The sequence below is a fragment of the Curtobacterium sp. C1 genome (genome assembly GCF_021049325.1).
In the GTDB taxonomy this organism is placed as follows: Bacteria; Actinomycetota; Actinomycetes; order Actinomycetales; family Microbacteriaceae; genus Curtobacterium; species Curtobacterium citreum.
The window spans coordinates 901,053-921,243 of sequence record NZ_CP088076.1 but is presented as its reverse complement, the minus strand read 5'-3'; the positions used below and the strand labels follow the sequence as shown (position 1 = coordinate 921,243).

The 20,191-nt window shown below is 73.3% G+C and carries 13 protein-coding genes and 1 tRNA gene; 6 read left to right on the top strand and 8 right to left on the bottom strand.

From position 1 onward, the window contains the following. Positions 1-160: 160 nt before the first annotated feature. On the top strand, positions 161-1,363 hold the full coding sequence (locus tag LQK89_RS04560) for an aminotransferase class I/II-fold pyridoxal phosphate-dependent enzyme (protein ID WP_231050330.1): 1,203 nt from the start codon (positions 161-163) through the stop codon (positions 1,361-1,363). A 26-nt stretch (positions 1,364-1,389) separates the two neighbouring features. Here LQK89_RS04560 and LQK89_RS04555 read toward each other — a convergent pair whose 3' ends face one another. The 4 genes from LQK89_RS04555 to LQK89_RS04540 all read right to left on the bottom strand — a co-directional run bounded on the left by LQK89_RS04555 (position 1,390) and on the right by LQK89_RS04540 (position 6,797). Continuing rightward, a complete protein-coding gene (locus tag LQK89_RS04555; protein WP_231050329.1) occupies positions 1,390-2,202 on the bottom strand; it encodes a carbon-nitrogen hydrolase family protein in 813 nt (270 codons plus the stop codon). A gap of 88 nt (positions 2,203-2,290) precedes the next feature. After that, positions 2,291-2,367: transfer RNA gene (locus tag LQK89_RS04550), tRNA-Met, on the bottom strand. Between the two features lie 63 nt (positions 2,368-2,430). Beyond that, positions 2,431-5,418 carry a UPF0182 family membrane protein gene (locus LQK89_RS04545; RefSeq protein WP_231050328.1) on the bottom strand — a complete coding sequence of 996 codons (2,988 nt, stop codon included), beginning with the start codon at positions 5,416-5,418 and terminating at the stop codon, positions 2,431-2,433. A gap of 269 nt (positions 5,419-5,687) precedes the next feature. After that, on the bottom strand, positions 5,688-6,797 hold the full coding sequence (locus tag LQK89_RS04540; protein WP_231050327.1) for a YlbL family protein: 1,110 nt from the start codon (positions 6,795-6,797) through the stop codon (positions 5,688-5,690). Positions 6,798-6,920: 123 nt separating this feature from the next. Here LQK89_RS04540 and LQK89_RS04535 point away from each other — a divergent pair, with 123 nt between their 5' ends. Further along, a complete protein-coding gene (locus LQK89_RS04535) occupies positions 6,921-8,315 on the top strand; it encodes a zinc-dependent metalloprotease (protein ID WP_175326678.1) in 1,395 nt (464 codons plus the stop codon). A gap of 66 nt (positions 8,316-8,381) precedes the next feature. After that, complete coding sequence (locus LQK89_RS04530; RefSeq protein ID WP_083519883.1) at positions 8,382-9,245, top strand: TOMM precursor leader peptide-binding protein; 864 nt, start codon at positions 8,382-8,384, stop codon at positions 9,243-9,245. On the opposite strand, the gene LQK89_RS04525 is transcribed toward LQK89_RS04530, so the two are convergent. Both LQK89_RS04525 and nudC read right to left on the bottom strand, forming a co-directional pair. Next, positions 9,130-10,881: an ATP-dependent helicase gene (locus LQK89_RS04525; RefSeq protein ID WP_231050326.1), complete on the bottom strand. Its 1,752-nt coding sequence runs from the start codon at positions 10,879-10,881 to the stop codon at positions 9,130-9,132. The genes LQK89_RS04530 and LQK89_RS04525 overlap by 116 nt on opposite strands. A 48-nt stretch (positions 10,882-10,929) precedes the next feature. Continuing rightward, on the bottom strand, positions 10,930-11,865 hold the full coding sequence (gene nudC / locus LQK89_RS04520; RefSeq protein ID WP_231050325.1) for an NAD(+) diphosphatase: 936 nt from the start codon (positions 11,863-11,865) through the stop codon (positions 10,930-10,932). Between the two features lie 120 nt (positions 11,866-11,985). Here nudC and LQK89_RS04515 point away from each other — a divergent pair, with 120 nt between their 5' ends. Beyond that, positions 11,986-12,984: a phosphotransferase gene (locus LQK89_RS04515; RefSeq protein ID WP_144802382.1), complete on the top strand. Its 999-nt coding sequence runs from the start codon at positions 11,986-11,988 to the stop codon at positions 12,982-12,984. A gap of 128 nt (positions 12,985-13,112) precedes the next feature. Here LQK89_RS04515 and LQK89_RS04510 read toward each other — a convergent pair whose 3' ends face one another. Continuing rightward, a complete protein-coding gene (locus LQK89_RS04510) occupies positions 13,113-16,376 on the bottom strand; it encodes a UvrD/REP family DEAD/DEAH box helicase (protein WP_231050324.1) in 3,264 nt (1,087 codons plus the stop codon). Beyond that, positions 16,373-19,528, bottom strand: coding sequence for a UrvD/REP family ATP-dependent DNA helicase (locus LQK89_RS04505; RefSeq protein ID WP_231050323.1), 3,156 nt, complete (start codon positions 19,526-19,528; stop codon positions 16,373-16,375). The genes LQK89_RS04510 and LQK89_RS04505 overlap by 4 nt, the downstream gene beginning before the upstream one ends. Before the next feature lie 106 nt (positions 19,529-19,634). Between LQK89_RS04505 and LQK89_RS04500 the strand changes: the two genes are divergently transcribed. Next, complete coding sequence (locus LQK89_RS04500; RefSeq protein ID WP_058741489.1) at positions 19,635-19,859, top strand: DUF3107 domain-containing protein; 225 nt, start codon at positions 19,635-19,637, stop codon at positions 19,857-19,859. Position 19,860: 1 nt separating this feature from the next. Continuing rightward, entirely contained in the window at positions 19,861-20,148 is a 288-nt protein-coding gene (locus LQK89_RS04495; protein WP_058741488.1) for a hypothetical protein, read from the top strand. The last annotated feature ends 43 nt before the right edge of the window (positions 20,149-20,191 follow it).

Sequence of the window (20,191 nt, the reverse complement as noted above, 5' to 3'; positions counted from 1 at the left end):
CTTCCGGACCCACCTGAGCGGTGCTCCTGCTGGGGCTGCGAGCGGCCTATGGCGATCCTATGCGTGCGCTGGGCAGCCGTTCCCGGGATCCGGTCCGCGCGCGCACTAGGTTGGGTGCACCCGGCGCACCGAGGGCGTCCGGCGCATCGGGAGGACGCACATGCACCGCACCGGACCGTGGCTCCGCGCCGCCGAGGGAGCCATGCTCCTCGGGCCCGACGGGTCGCCCGCCCCGACGGTCTTCGCCGAGATGAGCGCCCTCGCCGCGGCGACGGGTGCGATCAACCTCGGACAGGGCTTCCCGGACGAGGACGGACCGACCGAGGTGCTCGACGCCGCCGTCGCCGCCGTCCGTGCCGGCGTGAACCAGTACCCGCCGGGACGCGGCACCGCCGAGCTGCGTGCGGCGATCGCGGAGCACCAGGCGCACTGGTACGGCCTGTCGGTCAACCCGGATCGCGAGGTCCTCGTCACCGCCGGCGCGACCGAGGCCCTCGCGGCGACCCTGCTCGCGTTCGTCGAGCCCGGCGACGAGGTGATCACCTTCGAGCCCTTCTACGACGCCTACGGCGCCCTGGTGCGGCTCGCGGGCGGCACGCACGTCACCGTGCCGCTCACGGCCCCCGACTTCCTGCCCGACGAGGACGTCCTGCGCGCTGCGTTCTCGGACCGCACCCGCGTCGTCCTCGTGAACACCCCGCACAACCCCACCGGACGGGTGCTGCCGCGCGCGGTGCTCGAGACAGTGGTCGAGCTCGCCGAGCGCTACGACGCCCTGGTCGTCACGGACGAGGTCTACGAGCACCTGACCTTCGACGTCCCGCACGTGCCGATCGCGACGCTGCCCGGTGCCGCGGAGCGGACGATCTCGATCTCGAGCGCTGGCAAGACCTTCAGCACCACGGGCTGGAAGATCGGCTGGCTCACCGCTCCCGCGCCGCTGGTGGACGCGGTCCTGGCGGTGAAGCAGTTCCTGACCTTCGTGAACGGCGCCCCGTTCCAGCCCGCCGTCGCCGCGGGACTCCGCCTGCCGGACACCGTGTTCCACGGGATCGCCGCCGAGCTCGGTGCGAAGCACACGCTCCTGGCCGCGGGGCTGCGGGAGGCGGGGTTCGACGTCCTGCACCCGGACGGCGGGTACTTCGTCATCGCGGACGCTGCGCCGCTCGGGTACAACGACGCCCGGGCGCTCTGCCTCGAGCTCCCCCGGCTCGCGGGTGTGGTCGGCGTGCCGGTGTCGGCGTTCGTTCGGCCGGAGCACGCGCCGGGCTACCGCTCCCTCGTCCGGTTCGCGTTCTGCAAGCGCCGGAGCGTGCTCGAGGACGCCGTGGACCGGCTCGGAGCGCTCCGCACGCGGTCCTGAGCGGGAGCTGCGGTCGCTCGGTGACGTCAGCCGCGCGGTACGACGTCGTACCGCCGCAGGCCCAGGGACGGGTTCACTGCGCGCACCGAGTCGGTCACGGCGGTGTCGACGGTCGCCACGAGCAGCCCGGGTGTCGCCCCTGCCGCCGCGACCGCGACGCCCGAGGGGTCGAGCACGACGGACGAACCGATGCCCACCGGCGGCGTCTGCCCGACACCGACGACCCACACGGTGTTCTCGATCGCGCGGGCGGTGAGGAGCGTCCGCCAGTGGTGTTCCTTGCCCGGACCCCGCACCCACTCCGCCGGGACGAGGACGACGTCCGCCGCACCGCCCTCGGTCGCAGCGAGGCGACGCGTGACCTCGGGGAAGCGCAGGTCGTAGCAGGTCTCGAGGCCGACCCGCACGCCCTGGACGGTGACGACCGGCAGCTGGTCGGTCGCGCCGGGCTCGATGCGATCGGACTCCCGCGAGCCGAACGCGTCGTACAGGTGGACCTTGCGGTACGTCGCGCCGATCGACCCGTCGGGCAGCACGGCGACGAGGGTGTTGCGGAACCGCTCCCCCTCGCCCACCTCCGCGACGCCGGCGACGATCGCGATCCCGGTCTCCCGCGCGACGTCGGCCAGCCCCGTGACGAACGGCCCGTCGAGGGGCTCCGCCGCGGCGACGAACCGGTCGTCGATGTCCGCGGTGAAGTACGAGGTGTACTCCGGCGTCACGAGCAGGTCCGCTCCGCGCCGGGCGGCGTCGACGGCTGCGCGACGGACGGTCTCGAGGTTGGCAGTCGGGTCGTCGACCGGCGCGAACTGCGCGGCGGCGATCGTCAGGGTGCCCATCCGCCGAGCGTAGCGAGGGAAGGCGTCGGCGGACACCGGGAACGGCGAAGGCCCCGGTCCGACTGGACCGGGGCCTTCGTGTGACGCTTGGTTGCGGGGGCAGGATTTGAACCTACGACCTCTGGGTTATGAGCCCAGCGAGCTACCGAACTGCTCCACCCCGCGGCACGTCTTACAGCCTACACACGCCCGTGGCGGGGCACAAATCGAGTGCCCCGCCACGGCGTGTCAGTTCCCGCCCTCGGCCTCGGTCGCGGCCTGGATGGCCTCCTGCAGGCGCTGGTCGGCCTCGGCCGCAGCGACCAGGTCGTTCTTCGCGTAGGCGTCCTGGCGATCCTGCAGCGCGGACTTCGCGTCGGCGAGGGCCTGCTGCAGTGCGGCGTTGTCGGTCGCACCACCGGAGCTGGAGCCCCCGGTCGAGCCGGACGCGCCGGAGCCCGTGTCGGTCGACCCCGAGCCGCTCGACCCGGAGTTCCCGGAGCCGGTGTCGCCCGAGCCGCTGTCGCCCGACCCGGATCCGTTCGCGGCGCCCTGGTCGCCCGCCGTGGCACCCGAGTCGCCGCCGAACAGGCTGTTGAGCGCCTCGTCGAGGGTGTCCTCGAACGCGATCTTGTCACCGAAGGCCACCAGGACCTTCTGCAGCAGCGGGTAGGAACCGCTCGACGTCGACTGGACGTAGACGGGCTGCACGTAGAGGAACCCACCGCCGACCGGCAGGGTCAGCAGGTTGCCCTGCTTCACCGTCGAGTTGCCCCGCTTCAGGATGTTCAGCTCCTGCGACACGGTGGTGTCACCGTTGAACAGGTTCTGCACCTGCGCCGGACCCGGGATGTTGTCGGTCTTCGGCATCGTCAGGAGCGTGAGCTTGCCGTAGTTCCTGGCCTTCTCGCCCTTGCCGGCGCCACCGGCGTCCGAGTCCACCGCCAGGTACCCGGTCAGCACGTTGCGGTTGTTCGCTCCGGCCGACTGCTGCGGGATGTACGTCGTGTACAGCGAGTACGCGGTGTCCTGCCCCGGCACCTTCATGGTCAGGTAGTAGGGGTCCTGCAGGTTGGACCGGTTCGCGGTGGTCTGCGTCCCGAGCGCGTTCGTCGTCGTCTGCGTGTCCGCGGTGTCGGCGTCGTTCGTGCCCGAGGTCGGTTCCTGCGGGGTGTTCCACGCGTCGTCACCCGAGTAGAACGAGTTCGCGTTCGTCACGTGGTACGTGCCGAGGATCGACCGCTGGACCTTGAACAGGTCGGTCGGGTACCGCACGTGGTCGAGCAGTTCGGCGCTCATCTCCGACTCCGGCTGCATCGACGTCGGGAAGATCTTCTGCCAGGTCTTGAGCACCGGGTCCTGCGTGTCCCAGGCGTAGAGCGTGACCTTGCCCGTGTAGGCGTCGACCGTGGCCTTGACCGAGTTCCGGATGTAGTTCACCTGGTCGGTGCGGAACGTCGACGACTCCGTGCCGTTGATGCTGTCCGACAGGCTCTGGCTCTGCGAGTACGGGTACGCATTGCTCGTGGTGTACCCGTCGACGACCCACTGGATGCGGTGGTCGACGACCGCCGGGTAGGCGTCGCTGTCGAGTGTCAGGTACGGCGCGACCTTCTGGACGCGCTGGATCGGGTCGCGGTCGTACAGGATCTGCGAGTCCTTGTTGACCGCGTTCGACAGCAGGATCTGCTCCGACTGGAACTTCGCCGCGTAGACGAGCCGGTTGAAGAAGTTGCCGAGGCTCGGACCGCCGTTGCCCTGGTAGGTGGTGGTCGCGTTGCCGCCGTTGTCGTCGTCCGAGCCGGACGGGTAGTCGAGCTCGATGTTCTTCGAGCCCTTCGGTCCGCCGACGATCGAGTACGGCGGCGAGGTCTCGCCGAAGTACACGCGCTCCTGGTAGTCGCCGAGCGCGCCGTTCGACGGGATGCCCGACTCGAGGAACACCGGCTTGCCGTCGCTCGCGCGCTGGTTGCCGTAGGCCGCGGTCACGCCGAAGCCGTGCGTGTAGACGAAGGTCCGGTTGTACTGCGTGTTCGCCTGGGCGCTGAGGCCGTCGAGGTCGATGTCGCGCACCGCGATCACGGTGTCCTCGGTCTGGCCCTTGACGTCGTACCGGTCGACGTCCAGCTCCTTCGGGAACTGGTAGTACTGCCGGTACTGCTGCAGCTGGCTGAAGGTGTCCGACACGATCTTCGGGTCGATGAGACGGATGTTCGCCGTCGTCTGGGCGTCCTGCGCGAGGGCGCCCGAGCTCGCCTCGGTCGTCGCGTCGTAGTTCTGCTCCTGCACGTCGGCGACGTCGTAGGCGTCCCGCGTCGCCTTGATGTTCCGCTCGATGTACGCCGACTCGTAGGTCCGCTCCGAGGGCTTCACCTGCAGCCGCTGGACCACCCACGGGTAGATGCCGCCGATGACGATCGCCGCGACGAGCAGCAGCCCGGTGCCGACGATCGAGATGCGCCAGCGGCCGATGACGGCCGTGACGACGAACAGGACCGCGACGATCGCGGCGATGCCCGCCATGATCTCGCGACCGGGGATGACGGCGTTGACGTCGGTGTACTGCGCACCCGTGATGAGCGGGTTGTCCTTGGTCAGGGCCGCGTACTGGTCGAGCCACAGGCTGACGCCCTGCAGCGCCACGTAGACCGCCGCGGTCACGGCGAGCTGGATGCGCGCGGCGCGGGAGATGCGGACCTCGCGCCCGCCGAACCGGAGGGCTCCGTACAGGTAGCACGCGGCGAGCGCCGCGATCCCGGCGATGAGCACGACCGCCGACGAGTACGCCACGATCGCACGCCAGAAGGGCAGCTCGAACACGTAGAAGCCGATGTCGAGGCCGAACTGGGGATCGGTCTTGCCGAACGACGTCCGGTTGAAGTACTCGAGCACCATGCTCCAGCGGCCCGCTGTGGAGAGCCCGGCGAAGACGCCGAGGACCACCGGGATGCCGATCATGACCGCACGGCGCAGCGGCTCGATCACCTGCTGGTAGCGGTCGAGCTGCGAGTTGAGCTTCGCGTACACCGGCCGGAACCGGAATGCGAGCGCGATGCTCACGTACACCGGAACGGCCATCCCCAGGAAGCCGGCGATGAACATCGAGGTGCCTGCGATCCACCGGGTGGTGAGGACCTGCTGGAACCCGAGCTGCGAGAACCACGCGTAGTCGGTGTACAGGCTGGCGAAGATGAAGAAGCCGATCACCAGTGCGGCCAGCACGATGATCGTGACCACGATCGGGACCCGCGGCGAACGCCGCCCGGAGGAAGAGGGTCCCGAGGTGGACGAGGTTGTCGTCACTTGATGTGCTCCAGACGTGTCGGACCGGCGGGCCCGGCGCGGCGGGCCGTCAGTGCGTCGATCCTATTGGTCGCCACCGACAGTGAAACTGTACGGGTACTCAGGAAGGTGATCCGAGCCTCCCGGCAGACGGCCTGGAGGCGCGGATCGCGACGTGCGCGCACGTCGCGGTGCGCACACGGCCGGCCTGGGTCGCAGCGTTCTCAGGAGCCGCAGCGAGCGAGCCCGGCGGTGCTCTTCCCGGAGGCGATGGTCTGCAGGTCCGTGACGGCCTGGTCGAGCGTCGCGACCTTGTAGACGTCGAGCCCGGCCGGGACGTGACCGACGACCTCGTCGCAGTTGTCGGCGGGTGCGAGGAAGACCGTCGCCCCCGCGTCCTTCGCGCCGTAGAGCTTCTGGCGGATGCCGCCGATCGCGCCCACCTCGCCGTCCGCGGTGATCGTGCCGGTGCCCGCGACGTGCTTCCCGCCGTTCAGCTCGCCGGGGGTGAGCTCGTCGATGATCCCGAGCGCGAACATCATGCCGGCCGAGGGCCCGCCGACGTCCTGCAGCGCGATCTTCACCCGGAACGGGAAGTCGTAACGCTCGGTCACGCCGACGCCGAGGAGCGCGGTGCCCTGCTCGTCGCGCGGGGTGACCTCGACCTGGCGGCTCTCGCCGTCCCGCTCGATCGTCACGGTCGCGGGCGACGACGTGCCGTGCTTCGCCACGGCGGCGCGCAGCGTGCCGGCGTCGACGTTCGTGGTGAGCTGCTCGCCGTCGAACGCCGTGATGACGTCGCCCTTCCGGATGGTGCCGTCCGCCGCGGACCCGGGCTGCACGGAGCCGACCTCGAGCCGGGTCGGAAGTTCCTCGCCCTGGTGGATGAGCGCCGCGGCGACCGCCGACTGCTGCGAGGACTGCATGTCCGCGGCGTCCTGCTCGTTCACCTGCTGGGTGGTCGTGCCCTCCGGGTAGATCGCGCTGGCCGGGATGACCGCCTCGGACCGCGAGAACAGCGCGCGCACGACGCTCGTCCAGGACGGGCGGTTCGTGGCGTCGCCCTGGATGCCGACGGTGAGCATGTCGAGCGCACCGGACGTCGGGTACGTCTCCGCGCCGTCGATCTGGATGAGCTCGACGTCCTTCGCGTCCTTGCCGCTCCCCTGTCGCTGGGTGCCGATGGTGTTGTACACCGGGCCGGGCACCTCGATGAGGTACGGGCTCGGCAGGAAGCTCGCGAGGAGCCCGAGCACCACGGCCCCGATGACGAACGCCCACCCGACGGTCCGGGCGCGCGAGCGACGGCGGGGAGCGGGGGCGAAGAGGGTCACGGACGTCCTTCCACAGGGTGCGGCCGCCTGCTGGCGGGCTGTTCGCCGTGGGCGCAGCGGTCCGGGCGTCCCCACGGGAGCATCCCAGGCGCGTGCCCGTGAGCAGCGGTTAGCGTAGTCGGCATGCCTGATCAACCGCAGCCGGGGCCGGACGACGACTTCCAGGAGATGCTGCGCAAGCTGCTCTCCGGAGAGGGACAGATCGACCCGTCGCAGCTCGCGGGCGCCGCGGGGCTGCCGAACGACCCGGCGTTCGTCGCGAACCTGATGGGCCAGCTGCAGCGCGCGGCGCAGTCCGGCGGCGACGGCATCGACTTCACGGTCGCGGCGGAGCGGGCGACCGCCATCGCCCGCGACGGCCAGCACCCCGTCGACCCCGCCACCGCGCAGGCGACGGACCAGGCGTTCCAGGTCGCGGCCCTGTGGCTGGACGAGGCGACCTCGGTCCCCGAGCTCACGGCGACGCCGAGCACGTTCACGCGCGAGCAGTGGGCGACCGCGACGACCCCGGTGTGGGCGCAGATCGCCGAGCCGGTCGCGCTGAGCATCGCGAACGCCCTGACCGAGGCCATCGAGCAGCGCGCACCCGAGCAGCTCAAGGCGATGCTCGGCGACGTCTCGAAGGCGATGCGCGGCGTGGGCGGGGCCCTGTTCGCGATCCAGCTCGGGCAGGTCGTCGGGCAGCTCTCGAAGGAGGTCGTGTCCGGTGGCGACGTCGGCGTGCCGCTCCTCGACGAGCAGGTCGCCGCGCTCCTGCCGCAGAACGTCGCCGAGTTCGCCGAGGGCCTGGACGTCCCCGAGGACGAGGTCCGGATCTACCTCGCGGTGCGGGAGCTCGCCCACGCGCGGCTGTTCCGGTCCGCCCGCTGGCTCCGGCTGCACATCATCACCTCGATCACCGACTACGCGCGGGGCATCCACATCCCGTTCGACCGCGTCGAGGAACTCGCGTCCGAGATCGACCCCACGAACCAGGAGCAGCTCCGCGACGCGCTCGCGTCCGGCGCCCTCATCCCGCCGCGCACCCCCGAGCAAGAGGCGGCGCTCGCCCGGCTCGAGACCATGCTCGCGCTCGTCGAGGGCTGGGTCGACACCGTCACCGCGGCCGCGACCGTCCGGCTGCCGCGCGCCGGCGCGATCGCCGAGATGGTCCGCCGCCGTCGTGCCTCGGGTGGCCCGGCGGAGTCCGCGTTCGCCACGCTCGTCGGCCTGGAGCTCCGCCCCCGCCGACTGCGCGAGGCCGCGGCGCTGTGGCAGCGCGTGACCGAGGAACTCGGCGCCGAGGACCGCGACGCGCTCTGGGCGCACTTCGACGCCGTCCCGACCTCCGAGGACGTGGACGACCCGGAGGCGTTCGTGCTCCGGCTCCGGAACCCGGGTCGCTCGGCCGAGGACGACGCGTTCGACAAGGCCCTCGCCGACCTGCTGGCGGACTCGACGGGCGACCGCCCGCACGAGGACGAGCAGGGCGGGGTCGACGAGCCCCCGGCGTCCGACGGGGACACCCCGTCCCGCTGACCCCGACTTCTCCACAGATCGGACCCGTCGCCCCCACCGGGGTGGCGGGTCCGTCATCGTCGGGGCATGGGCATCCGCATCGACCCGACCCTCGAGTTCGTCTGGCGTGACCCGGCGACCGTCCAGCTCGGGGTCGACCCGCCGCGCGCGGTGGTCCCCGTGCCGACCACGGCCGAGGAACGGTTCCTGTGTGCGCTGCGCCGCGAGACCGCGCGTGACGCCCTGGCCGCGCTCGCCCGGACGGTCGGCTGCCGACCCGAGGTCGCGGCGCGGGTGCTCGGGACGGCATCACCAGCGGTCGTCGACGTGCTCCCGGAGCCCCTCGCCCGGGTCGAGGTGCACGGCGCCGGTCCGCTCGCCGACACCGTCGCGGAGATGCTCCTCGGCGAGGGCGTGACCGTCGTCCGGACCACGGCGCCCCTCGGCGGGCCGGTGTCCCTCCCCGAGCCGGAGCCCCGGCTGGCCCTGGTCGTGGCCGACCACGTCGTCGACCCGGCGCTCCGCGCGGCGTGGACCCGACGGGGCACGCCGCACCTCGCGCTCGTGGTCGGCGACGGACGGGTCCGGCTCGGGCCGTTCGTGGTGCCCGGCACCGGGCCGTGTCTGCAGTGCGTCGAGTACGCCCGCGTCGACGCCGACCCAGCCTGGGCAGCCGTGGCCGCCCAGGTCTGGGGGCGTCCGGCAGCGCCGCTCTCCCCCTGGCGCACGGCGGCGGTGGCCGCGGCGGCGACGCGGATGCTCGTGCAGCGTCTGCCGTCGGCGACACAGCACCCCCGGGCGGACCAGGTGGTGTTCGACCGGGACGACCTGTCGGTCAGCGTGCAGCCGGTGGCGCCGCACCCTCGCTGCGCGTGTCGAGCGCTGCCAGGAACCGACTCGGCGCCCGGGCTCCGGCACGCGTGGAGCCCTGCCGGGACCACGTCACCGTGACGGACCGGCGCGCGCGGGTCAGACCGACGTAGAACAGCCGACGCTCCTCCTCGACCTCGTCGTCGGTCGTGGCGTGCGAGATCGGCAGCAGCCCCTCGGCGGCGCCGACCACGACGACGTGGGGCCACTCCAAGCCCTTCGACGAGTGCAGGGTCGCCAGGGTGACGGCGTCGAGCTCGGGCTCGTGGTGGGTCGCGGCGCGGTCGACCAGGTCCTGGGTGAACTGCTGCATGGTCGTGCCGGCCGGCGCTTCCTCGGCCAGGGTCATGATCGCCTGCAGCGCCTCCCACTGGTCGCGCACGGCTCCGGAGCCCTCCGGCGCGGTCGGCGTCCACCCGCTCAGTTGCAGGACGAGCCCCACGCGACGGGTCAGCTCGTCGTCGGTCCGGCGGACGGCCTCGCCGCGCATGTGGTGCACGGCGAGCTTGACCTCCGGGCGGTCGAAGAACCGTGCCCCGCCCTGCACGCGGTACGGGATGCCGGCACGGCCGAGCGCCGACTCGAGCGCGGCGGCCTGCGCCCCGACGCGGTAGAGCACGGCGCAGTCCCCGAAGGACGCGCCGGCCGCGACCGTCTCGGCGATGCGGCGGGCCACGGTCTGCGCCTCGTCGCCGTCGTGCACGCACGCGAGCACCTCCGGTGCCGGTCCGGAGACGTTGGTCTGCGCGACCAGGTCCAGGGCACCCGGTTGCCCGCGCATCAGGGTGTTGGCCGCCTGGACGACCTCGGGCGTCGAGCGGTAGTTCCGCTCGAGGCGCACGACCGAGCCCCGTGGGAACTCCGAGCCGAAGCCGAGCAGGTAGCGACTCGACGCGCCCGCGAAGGAGTAGATCGTCTGGCTGGCGTCACCGACCACGCAGACGTCGTCCCGGCCGCCGAGCCACGCCCGGAGCAGGTCGTGCTGCACGGGCGAGACGTCCTGGTACTCGTCGACGACGAAGAACCGGTACTGCTGCCGCACGTACGACGCCACCCGCGGCTCGGACTCGACCATGCCGAGCGTCGCGAGCAGGACGTCCTCGAAGTCCAGCTGGCGGCGGTCGTCCTTGAGTTGTTCGTAGGCGCGCATCAGGTCGACGACCCGGCGGGGCGTGGTGTCGCGGGGCATCACGCGGTCCGCGGCGGCGGCCTCGTACTCGTCGTAGGACAGCATCTGGACCTTGCGCCACTCGACCTCGGCGGCCAGGTCGCGGAGCACCGGGGTGTCCACGTGCAGGCCGACGGTGTCGGCGGCGTGCGCGATCACCCGTCCCTTGGACTCGACGATCCTGGGTGCGTGCCCGCCGATGGTGTCCGGCCAGAAGTAGCTGAGCTGCGCCATCGCGGCGGCGTGGAACGTCCGCGCCTGCACCGCCCCGGCGCCGAGGGCACGGAGCCGCGACCGCAGCTCGCCGGCGGCACGCGTGGTGAAGGTCAGCGCGAGGACGTGGCTCGGCGAGTACGTCCCGGTGGCGACGCCGTAGGCGATCCGGTGGGTGATGGCGCGGGTCTTCCCGGTGCCGGCACCCGCGAGGACGGCGACCGGGCCGAGGAGCGTCCGGGCGACGGTCCGCTGCTCGGTGTCGAGGGCGGCGAGGAGCTCGTCCGGCGAGGGGGGTCGGACCCCGTCCACGGCGACGCGCGGGTCGGCGCTCACGACGGAGTCCCGCGCACGGCCGGGCCGCCGGTCACCGAAGTGCCCCGCTCACGGCAGGTCGAGCGGCTCGCCGTACCACTCCTCGATGATGGCGCGGGCGATCGACGTCCGCCCCGGCAGCAGCAGGGTGTCCCCGGCACGCTCCCGGACGTCGTCGCGCGAGAACCACCGCACGTCCAGGATCTCGACGCCGTCCGGACGCGCGGTCGACGGGTCGCCGTCCACGGCCCGGGCACGGAACCCGACCATCAGGGACGCCGGGAACGGCCAGGGCTGCGAACCGAGGTACTCAGGCTCCTCGACCCGGACACCGGACTCCTCCCAGACCTCACGGCGGACGGCGTCCTCGAGCGACTCCCCCGGCTCCACGAACCCGGCGAGCAGCGAGTAGCGGTCGGCGTCCCACGCGGCGTTCGAGCCGAGCAGGATGCGGTCGTCCGCGTCCGTGACCCCGACGATGATCGCGGCATCGGTGCGCGGGAAGTGCTCGTGCCCCTCGGGGTCACGGCGGACCCAGCCCCCCGTGACGACCTCGGTCGCGGAGCCGGTGCGCGGCGAGAAGCCGTGCACCGCGTGCCAGTTCGCCATCGCGACCGCCTCGACCGCGAGGCCCTGGTCGCGGGCGGACAGCTCGGTGCCGAACATGCGCAGGCTGACCCAGGCGTCGTCGTCCGGCTCGATCGCGGCCGCGGTCCGGTCGTCGACGAGCACGGCGACGAAGCGCGTGCCCGCGGGGGCGTCGGCGGCGTCCGCGACGGCCCGCCCCAGGTAGAGCGTCACCGCGTCCTCGGGCACGGCCTCGGCCCGCACGAAGCGCAGCGCACCGTCGGTCTCGCGCAGGAGCTCGCCCCGGTGCACGGGCAGCCAGCGGGTGGCCGGGTCGTCGCGCAGGACGCGGTCGAGGTCGGGCGTGGTCCGGAACTCCGCATCGCGGTCGAGTTCGTTGCGGGACAGCGGCAGTCTGGCGGCGAACTCGACGGTCACGGCGGATTGCTCCTCGGGTCGGCGTGGTCTTCTCGGCGGGAGCCTGTGGAGCGTCCCCGGGGTTCCACAGGCCAGCGTGGCGCACGCTCGCACGTCGACCGCGGACCTACCCTGAGGGGCATGGCGGGATCCCAGTTCACTCTAGCCGCGTTGGCGACGACGGCCGTGTCCGGCCTGCTCGTGACGGGCACACGACCGCTCGGTTCCGCCGCGTCCGGTGACTTCGAGTCCGCCGTGCTGCGCGAGGCGGACGGCACCCTGTCCGCGATCCGGCGTCCGCGCAACCAGCGGGCCGAGGCACGTCAGTCCGCCGACCTCGTCGCGATCCGCGCACTCAGCGCCGGCATCCGGACGCGACTGCCGTTCGCCGTCGCCGAGTACCGCGGCCAGGCGCCGATCGGCTCGACCCGCGCGATCGTCACCTCGTACGTGCCCGGGACTCATCCCGCGCTCCGCGACCTGACCGAGCGCCCGGAGCTCGCCGCCTCGGTCGGTCGCGCCGTCGCCGCGGTGCACCTGCTGCCCACGAGCTTCGTCACCGACGCGGGTCTGCCGTCGCTCACCCCGTTCGAGGTCCTGCGCTCGGCCGTCTCCGTGATGGACCGCGCAGTCGCCACGAAGCTCGTCCCGGCGGCGCTCAAGGAGCGGTGGGAGGGCGCGGCCCGCGACCAGCAGCTGTGGCAGTTCACACCGACCGTCGTGCACGGCGCCCTCGGCACCGGTGTCCTGCTCGTCGACGGCGATGCCGTCACGGGCGTGCTCGACTGGGGCGAGCTCCGGCTGGGCGACCCGGCGAAGGACCTCGCGTGGGTGCTCGCCGGACGGGCGGACGCGTTCGACACCGTGCTCGCCGCCTACCAGGCAGCGGGTGGCGGTCGGGACCGCCAGCTCGCGCAGCGCGCTCGGGTGTACCACGAGCTCGAGACGGCGCAGTGGCTGCTGCACGGGGTCCAGGCGAAGAGCACCGAGGTCGTCGACGACGCGGTCGCGATGATGCACCGCCTGGTCGACGCGGTGCAGACGCCGAGCGCGGCACCGCTCCAGTCGGTCTCGCCGGACACGATGGAGATCGGCGAGGTCGAGCAGCTGCTCTCCTCCACCGAGCGCCGACACGGCTGACCCGACCGACCGCCTGACGGACAGACCGGCTGACGGCCCGACCGGCTGACGGTCCGACCGGCTGACGGCCTGGAGGCGCGTGGCGGCGCCGCCACGATCCTCCAGTCCGTCACCGGGTCGCGCCCGGATCAGCCGAGCGCCGCGCGCCAGGCGCGCTCGAGCCCGTCCCGGTCCAGCAGGTCGGTCGGCCGCACCTCGAGGTCGTCCGCGACGAAGTAGAAGACCGCGTCGACCTCGTCGACCGGCCGCCCCGTGAACTCGGCGTAGGCGACACGGTAGAGCGCGAGCTGCAGCTGCCGTGCCGCGAGGTCGTCGGCGCTGGACGGTGCCTTCCCCGTCTTCCAGTCGACGACCTCGGCGCGCCCGTCGATCTCGTACACCGCGTCGAGCTTGCAGACGACGCTGTGCCCGAGGAACGGGATGTGGATCTCGCGCTCGACCTCGACGGGCACGCGGTCCGCCCAGCGGGACCGGGAGAACGTCTCCTGGAACGTGGCGAGTCGGCGGGCGTCGTCGTCGGTCACCGCGGCGTCCGCGTCGGCCGCTCCGAGTTCGTCGGGATCGAGGTCGAGCTCGCCGTCCCAGGCGTCGAGCGTCTCGAGCGATCCGCCGCGGGCCACGCGCTGCTCCACCCACTGGTGGAAGAGCGTCCCCAGGCGGGTCGCCCGGTAGGGCCGCTCCGGCATCGGTCGTCGCAGCCGCTCCGCGACGCGGTCCGGCTGCGCGAGGTAGTCCTTGAAGCCCGAGGCCGGCACGCGGTGCGGGATCGCGACCGTGTGCCGGGCGGACCGCTGGGCCTGGCGTTCAGCCAGCAGCAGGTCGATGTCCGCGGCGAAGCGGCCGGCCGCTCCCGGGTTGGCGTTCCGGACCCGTTCGGCCGCCGCGAGGACCCGCGTCCCCCGGGAACCGAACGGGGCGTGCGGCCAGGACTGGACCGCGCCGTCGGTACCGAGTGGGTCCTCCTCGTACGACGTGCCGTCCGGGACCGCATCGGCGTCGACGACCCCGGCCTCGACCAGGTCGCGCAGGTACCGACTCGGATCCGTCGGCCGGACACCGCCGGCCCAGAACGAGCCCGACACGAGCAGGTCGTGCCGAGCCCGCGTGAGTGCGACGTAGGTGAGCCGGCGCTCCTCGTCCTCGTTGCGTGCAGCGACCTGCTCGCGGTAGGCGTCGATCGCGTCGACGACCTCCTTCTGCGACGCGCGTCCCCGCCAGTCGAGCCGCGGGAGCTCCTCGGCGTCGCCGCGGAACTCGTACGGCAGGCGTCCGAAGCCGAGCCAGCCGGATGATCCCTCCTGCGGCCGGGCCGGCAGCGCGCCCTCGACGAGCCGGGGCACGGCGACCGCGTCCCACTCCAGGCCCTTCGAGCCGTGGATCGTCAGGATCTGGACCGTGCCGGCCTCGGGCTCCTCGGACCGCGGCCCCATGTCGTCGCGCCGCGCGGCCGCGTCGATCCACCCGAGGAACGCCCCGAGGTCGGCGCGGTCGTCGGTCGTCACGAAGCCGGCGAGCTCGTCGACGAAGGCGTCCAGGAAGGCGCCGCTCCCCTGCTCGTGCGCCGCGACCTCGACGTCGAGCTGCATCTCCTGCACGACGAGCGTGACGAAGTCGACCAGGTCGCCTGCGGCCCGGGCGCGCAGTGCGGCGAGCTGCTGCCCGAGCGCGCGCATCCGGGCCCGGCCCGCCGGACTGATCGCGGCGAGCGCGCCGTGCTCGTCCGGGGCGGTGGCGACGAAGTCCAGGGCGTCGACGATCGATCCGTGCTCGCCGACCGCGACCGACGCCCGGAAGGCCGCCGTCACGTCGTCGTCGAGTCGCTGGTGGGTGTGGTCGCGGCTGAACAGCCAGCGCGCGAGACCGTGCAGCTCCTTGACGTCCGCGGCACCGACACGCCACCGGGCGCCGACGAGCAGGCGGATGAGGTCGTTCCCGGCGGCCGGGTCGTGCAGCACTCGCAGGCAGGCGACCAGGTCGACGATCTCCGGCCGTTGGAGGAGTCCGCCGGTGCCGAGCACGTGGAACGGGACGCGGTGGTCGGCCAGGGCGCCGGTGAACGCGAACAGGTCCTTCCGTGAGCGCAGGAGGAGCGCCATCGAGCCGGCGGGGTCGGCCGCGCGGCGTGCGGCGAACCATCGGGCGACGGCGTCGGCTTCCTCCGGCAGGGTCTCCAGGAAGGCCACGTCGACGGTGCCCGCGTCCGCACCGGGTCGTGGGGCGAGGCGCTCGACGGCGACCTCGGACGCGTCGGACAGCGGCCCGACGACGGCGTTCGCCCCGGCCAGCACGTCCACCGGGTTCCGCCAGCTCGTCGACAGCGCGAACGTGACGGGGACGGTGTCACCGTCGCCGAAGTCCCGCGGGAAGCGCGCGAGGTTCGCCGCGCTCGCACCGCGGAAGCCGTAGATCGACTGGTGCGGGTCGCCGACCGCCATCACCGGGTGGCCCCGGAACAGCCGGGCGAGGAAGCGCGTCTGCACCACCGAGGTGTCCTGGTACTCGTCGAGCAGGACGACGCGGAACCGGGTGCGCAGGTCCTCGACCACGCGGGGGGCGGACTCGGCGGCCGCAAGGGCGAGCGCGATCTGGTCGGAGAACTCGACGAAGCCGCGGTCGACCTTCTGCCGCCGGAACTCCTCGACCAGCTCGACGAGTGGCTCGAGGGCCCCGACGGCACGCACCGCGTCGGTGACCGCCTTGTACGGGTTGCCGCGGTTGTTGCCCGGCAGCTCGAGCAGGGCGCCGAAGTCGACGGCGAAGCGACGGAGTCGGTCCGGGTCGACCAGGTGCTCGGACACGGCACCGGCGAGGGCGACGACGGCGGCCGTGACGGTGTCGACGTCGCGGTCGAGTCCGGCCAGCCGGTCGTCCCGGGCGGCCACGACGACCCGGCGCGCGAGCTGCCAGGCGGACGGCTCCGTGAGCACCTGGGACTCGCCGTCCCGCCCCACGAGCAGGGCGTTCTCGCGGAACACCGCGTTCGCGAAGGCGTTGTAGGTCGACACGGTCGGCGCCTCGAACGCGTCGCCGGCGTCCAGCAGTCCGACGTCCTCGAGTGCACGGATGCGGTCGTTGATCCGGACCGAGAGCTCTCCGGCGGCCTTGCGGGTGAAGGTCAGTCCGAGGATCTCGGCCGGTCGGACGAAGCCGTTCGCGAGGAGCCAGACGACGCGCGACGCCATCGTCTCGGTCTTGCCGCTGCCGGCGCCCGCGACGACGAGCGCCGGGGCGAGCGGGGACTCGATGACGGCGCGCTGCTGGGCGGTCGGGCGGGGGCGTCCGAGGGCGTCGGCGATGGCGTCCGCGTCGTGCTGAGACGTCCGGGGCGCGCCGACGGTGGGGAGCGCCCCGGCGTCGCTCGTGTCCGTCGTTCCGCTCGTGTCCGTCGTCACCAGGTGACCTCCCCCACCAGGTGGATCCGGCACTCGACCCCGGTCCGGGCCTTGGCGCAGTGGTCGTCGACGCGCGCCAGGAACGTCCGGCCGGCCATGCCCCGGGCGACCTCGTGCAGCCGCTCCCGGTACGCCGCACGCGCCTCGTCGTCGAACGCGTGCTGCGTGCGCTCCGAGTAGGCCGAGCCGCTCCGCGGGTTCTGCACGAACACGAGCCGTGCATCGGCCATCGCGGACCCGGCCGGGACCCCCTCGACCGCACCGTCCTCGACCGCGAGCTGGTACGCGCCGAGCTGCGGGTGCGCGGGCATGTCGTTCTTCTCGCTCGGCATCGAGCGACCGGTCTTCAGGTCCACGACGCTGACGCGCCCGTCCGGGTCGACCTCGATCCGGTCGATGCTCCCCCGCAGCCGCGCCGGGCCGGTCTCGAGCGCGAAGGACGTCTCCGCGCCGAGCAGTCGACGCCCCGCCCCGGCGAAGGTCCGGAGGTAGTCGCTGAGGCCCTCGATCATCCGACGGGTCCGGGCCCGCTCGCGGTCGGCGACCCACGGTGACTCGAAGGTCAGCTCGCCCCACCGCGCCTCGACCTGTTCCCACAGGGACTCGACGTCGACGGCGGTCGCGTGCTCCATCGTCTCGTGCACGATCGTGCCGATGCCCATCGCCGGACTCGGAGCGCCGCCGCCGAAGGTCTGCACGAACCAGTGCACCGGGCACTCCTCGAACGTGCCGATCCGCGACGGCGACACGGAGACCGCCGGTGCGACCGGCTCGCCGCCCTCGTGCAGGGGTGCCGGCGGGGCGTCGAGGTCGACGAGGGGTTCGTCGGTCGTGGGCTCGGCGAGCCCGTACCAGTCGTCCGGCGAGGCGCCCGGCACCTCGGCCTCGGCGAGCCGGGCGAGGGCCGATGCCGCTTCGGGGTCGCCGGTCGTCACGACCCGTCGCCGCAGCGACCCGGCGAGCCCGCGGAGCGAGAGCGGGTGCGCGGCGGGCTGGCGGTCGGGCGGCACCGGAACGAGCCGGACGAAGGGCGACGGCGCCTCGTCGTCGTTCGCGACCGTGCCGACGACGACCTGGGTGGTGGCGCGGGACACCGCACGGGCGAAGAGCCGCAGCTCGTCGGCGACCACGGCGGCACGGTCGTCGACGGGACCGTGGGCGATCCCGTTCGCGGCGCGCACGAGCCCGTCCGGGTCGAGCAGGCTGCCCCGGACGCGGGTGTTCGGCCAGACGCCGTCCTGCAGCCCGAGGACCACCACGATGTCGCACTCGAGCCCGATCGTCGCGGACGGGGTCAGCACGCGGACCCGCCCGGCGGTCCGGTCGGGTCCGATCGAGTCCTCGGGCAGGTCCGCGCCCAGCAGGTCGTCGACGAAGACGCGTGCCGGGGCGTCCGGCGTCCGTTCGACGAAGCGCTTCGCGGCGGTGAAGAGCCCGACCACGGCGTCCAGGTGCCGGTCGGCCTCGGCCGCACCGACACCGCCCGCCGCCGACTGTCCTCCCCAGACCCCGGCCAGCCCGCTGCGCTCCCACAGTCCCCAGAGGATCTCCTCGATGCTCGCCCCGCCGTCCGCGTCGGCACGCGCCTGCACCAGGCTGCGGGCCAGACGGGTGGCGCGACGGGCGAACCCGGCGTCCACGGTCGCGAGCCGCTCCGGCGCCCCGAGCGCCTCGACGAGGAGCTCGTCCGCCGTCCGGGTCCCGCCACCGGCGAGTTCCTCGCGGCGCAGGGCGAGTCGGAGTCGGCGCATCGCGAGGGTGTCGAGTCCGCCGAGCGGTCCCGTGGCGAACGCGGTGGCCAGTTCGGCGTCGAGCGGCAGGACGTCGAGCGACACCGCGGCCGCGTCGAGGAGCGCACGCGCCGCGGAGTCGTCGCGGGGTCGGACCGGAGCGGCACCGGCGGTGGCCGGGACCTCGGCGACGGAGAGCGCACGGACGAGCTCGGGGATCGCCGCACCGCTGCGGGTGACGACGGCCATCCGGTGCCACGGCACCCCGTCGAGCAGGCGGTGTTCACGGAGGCGTCGGGCCACGGCGACGACGAGCGCCGACCGGCTGCCCGCCTCGAGGTGCAGCACCGCGTCGGAGCGGGCGTCGGTGGTCGACGCGGTGGCCGTCCGCTGGCGACCGGCCGCCGCGGCCCCGATGCGGCCCGTCACGGCGCCGACGAGCTCACGGATCGGAGCCGGGTGCCGGTGCACGGTCCCGAGGACGATCTCCTCGACCCGGGGCACACCGAGGCGCACCGCGAGCCGACCGAGCACGTCCGGCTCAGCACCGCGGAACGCCGAGGACGCGATGTCCGGGTCGCCGAACGCGACGACCCGGGTGCCGGACCGGGCGAGCGCGCCGAGCAGTGCGACCTCGCCCTCGACCAGCTCCTGCGTGTCGTCCACCACCACGAGCCGCAGTGCCGCGACGCTCGGTGGGACCTGCCCGCGGAGCACCGCGGCGGTGGCGTAGGCGACGAGCTCCGCCGCGTCGAGCGAGGTCGAGCGGAACGCGGTGAGCGCTGCGCGGTACTCATCGACGAAGTCCCCGACCGCACGCCATTCGGGTCGGCCTGCCTCGTCCCCGAGCTCCCGCATGTCCTCGGGTTCGATGCCGGCCGCCACCGCACGCATCATGACGTCCCGGAGCGCCGTCCGGAACCCGGCGCGCTCGCGGACGACCGCGGTGATCGGCTCCGGCCACGCGGGCCCGGTGCCGTCGGCGTCGTGCCCGGCGAGCAGGTCACCGATGATCCGGTCCTGCTCGCCACCGGTCAGGAGCGTCGGCGCGTCCTGACCCTGGGCGGCGGCCGCGTGCGCGACGACCTGGAAGGCGAGCGAGTTCACCGTGCGCGCGAGGGCTCCGGGGACCACCCGGTCGACCGTGGCGGCCAGTCGGTCCCGCAGGGCCGTGGCGGCGGTGCGCGCCGACGTCAGTGCGACGACCGTGGCGTGGCCGTCCGACGAGACCGCGTCCGACCGGTTCATGCGCCGGGCGACGAGCCGGGCGAGCGTCGTGGTCTTCCCGGTCCCCGGCGCACCGAGGACCGCGGCGTGGACCCCGTCGGGCAGCGCGAGGACGGCGTCCTGCGCCGGGTCCGCCCCGAGCGGCCGGACGACGTCGGTGTCGTCTGGCGTGGTCGTCAGCAGGGTCCGGGGCACGGCCACACGCTACCGAGCACGGCCGACAGCCACGGTCCCCGCGCCCGCGCGTGCGCCCGCGGCGAACGGTCGATCCGGCCGGGGGACGCATGGGTACGCTGAGCACGTGGACATCAAGATCGGCATCATCAACAGCCCGCGCGAGATCGCGTTCGAGACCGCCCAGACCGCCGAGGAGATCGAGCAGGCCGTCGCACAGGCCCTGGAGTCGCAGTCGACCCACCTGTCGCTCAAGGACGAGAAGGGCCGTCGCTTCATCGTGCCGGTCGCCTCGCTGGCCTACGTCGAGGTCGGCGCCGAGGAGTCGCGCCGCATCGGCTTCGTCGCCTGACGTGGAACTGCTCTTCGCCGTGCTCGGCGGCCTCATCCTCGGGGCCGTCGCGCACGTCGTGGTGCCGTGGCGGTCGACGCGTGGCGTGCTGCTCGGCCCGGTCGTCGGCGGCGTCGTGGCCGCGGTCGTCTGGGAAGCCCTGACCTGGGCCGGCTGGCGCTACGACGGCACCTGGATCTGGGTCGTCGCCCTCGTCGGTGCGCTGCTCGTGGCCGTCGTCGCCGAGTGGGTGCTGGGCCGACGCCGCTCCGCAGCCGACGACACGTACTTCGAGCGCGCCAGGGCCTGAGCGCACCGCGACAGCGGCCGACCAAGCCGGCAGCGGCCGACCA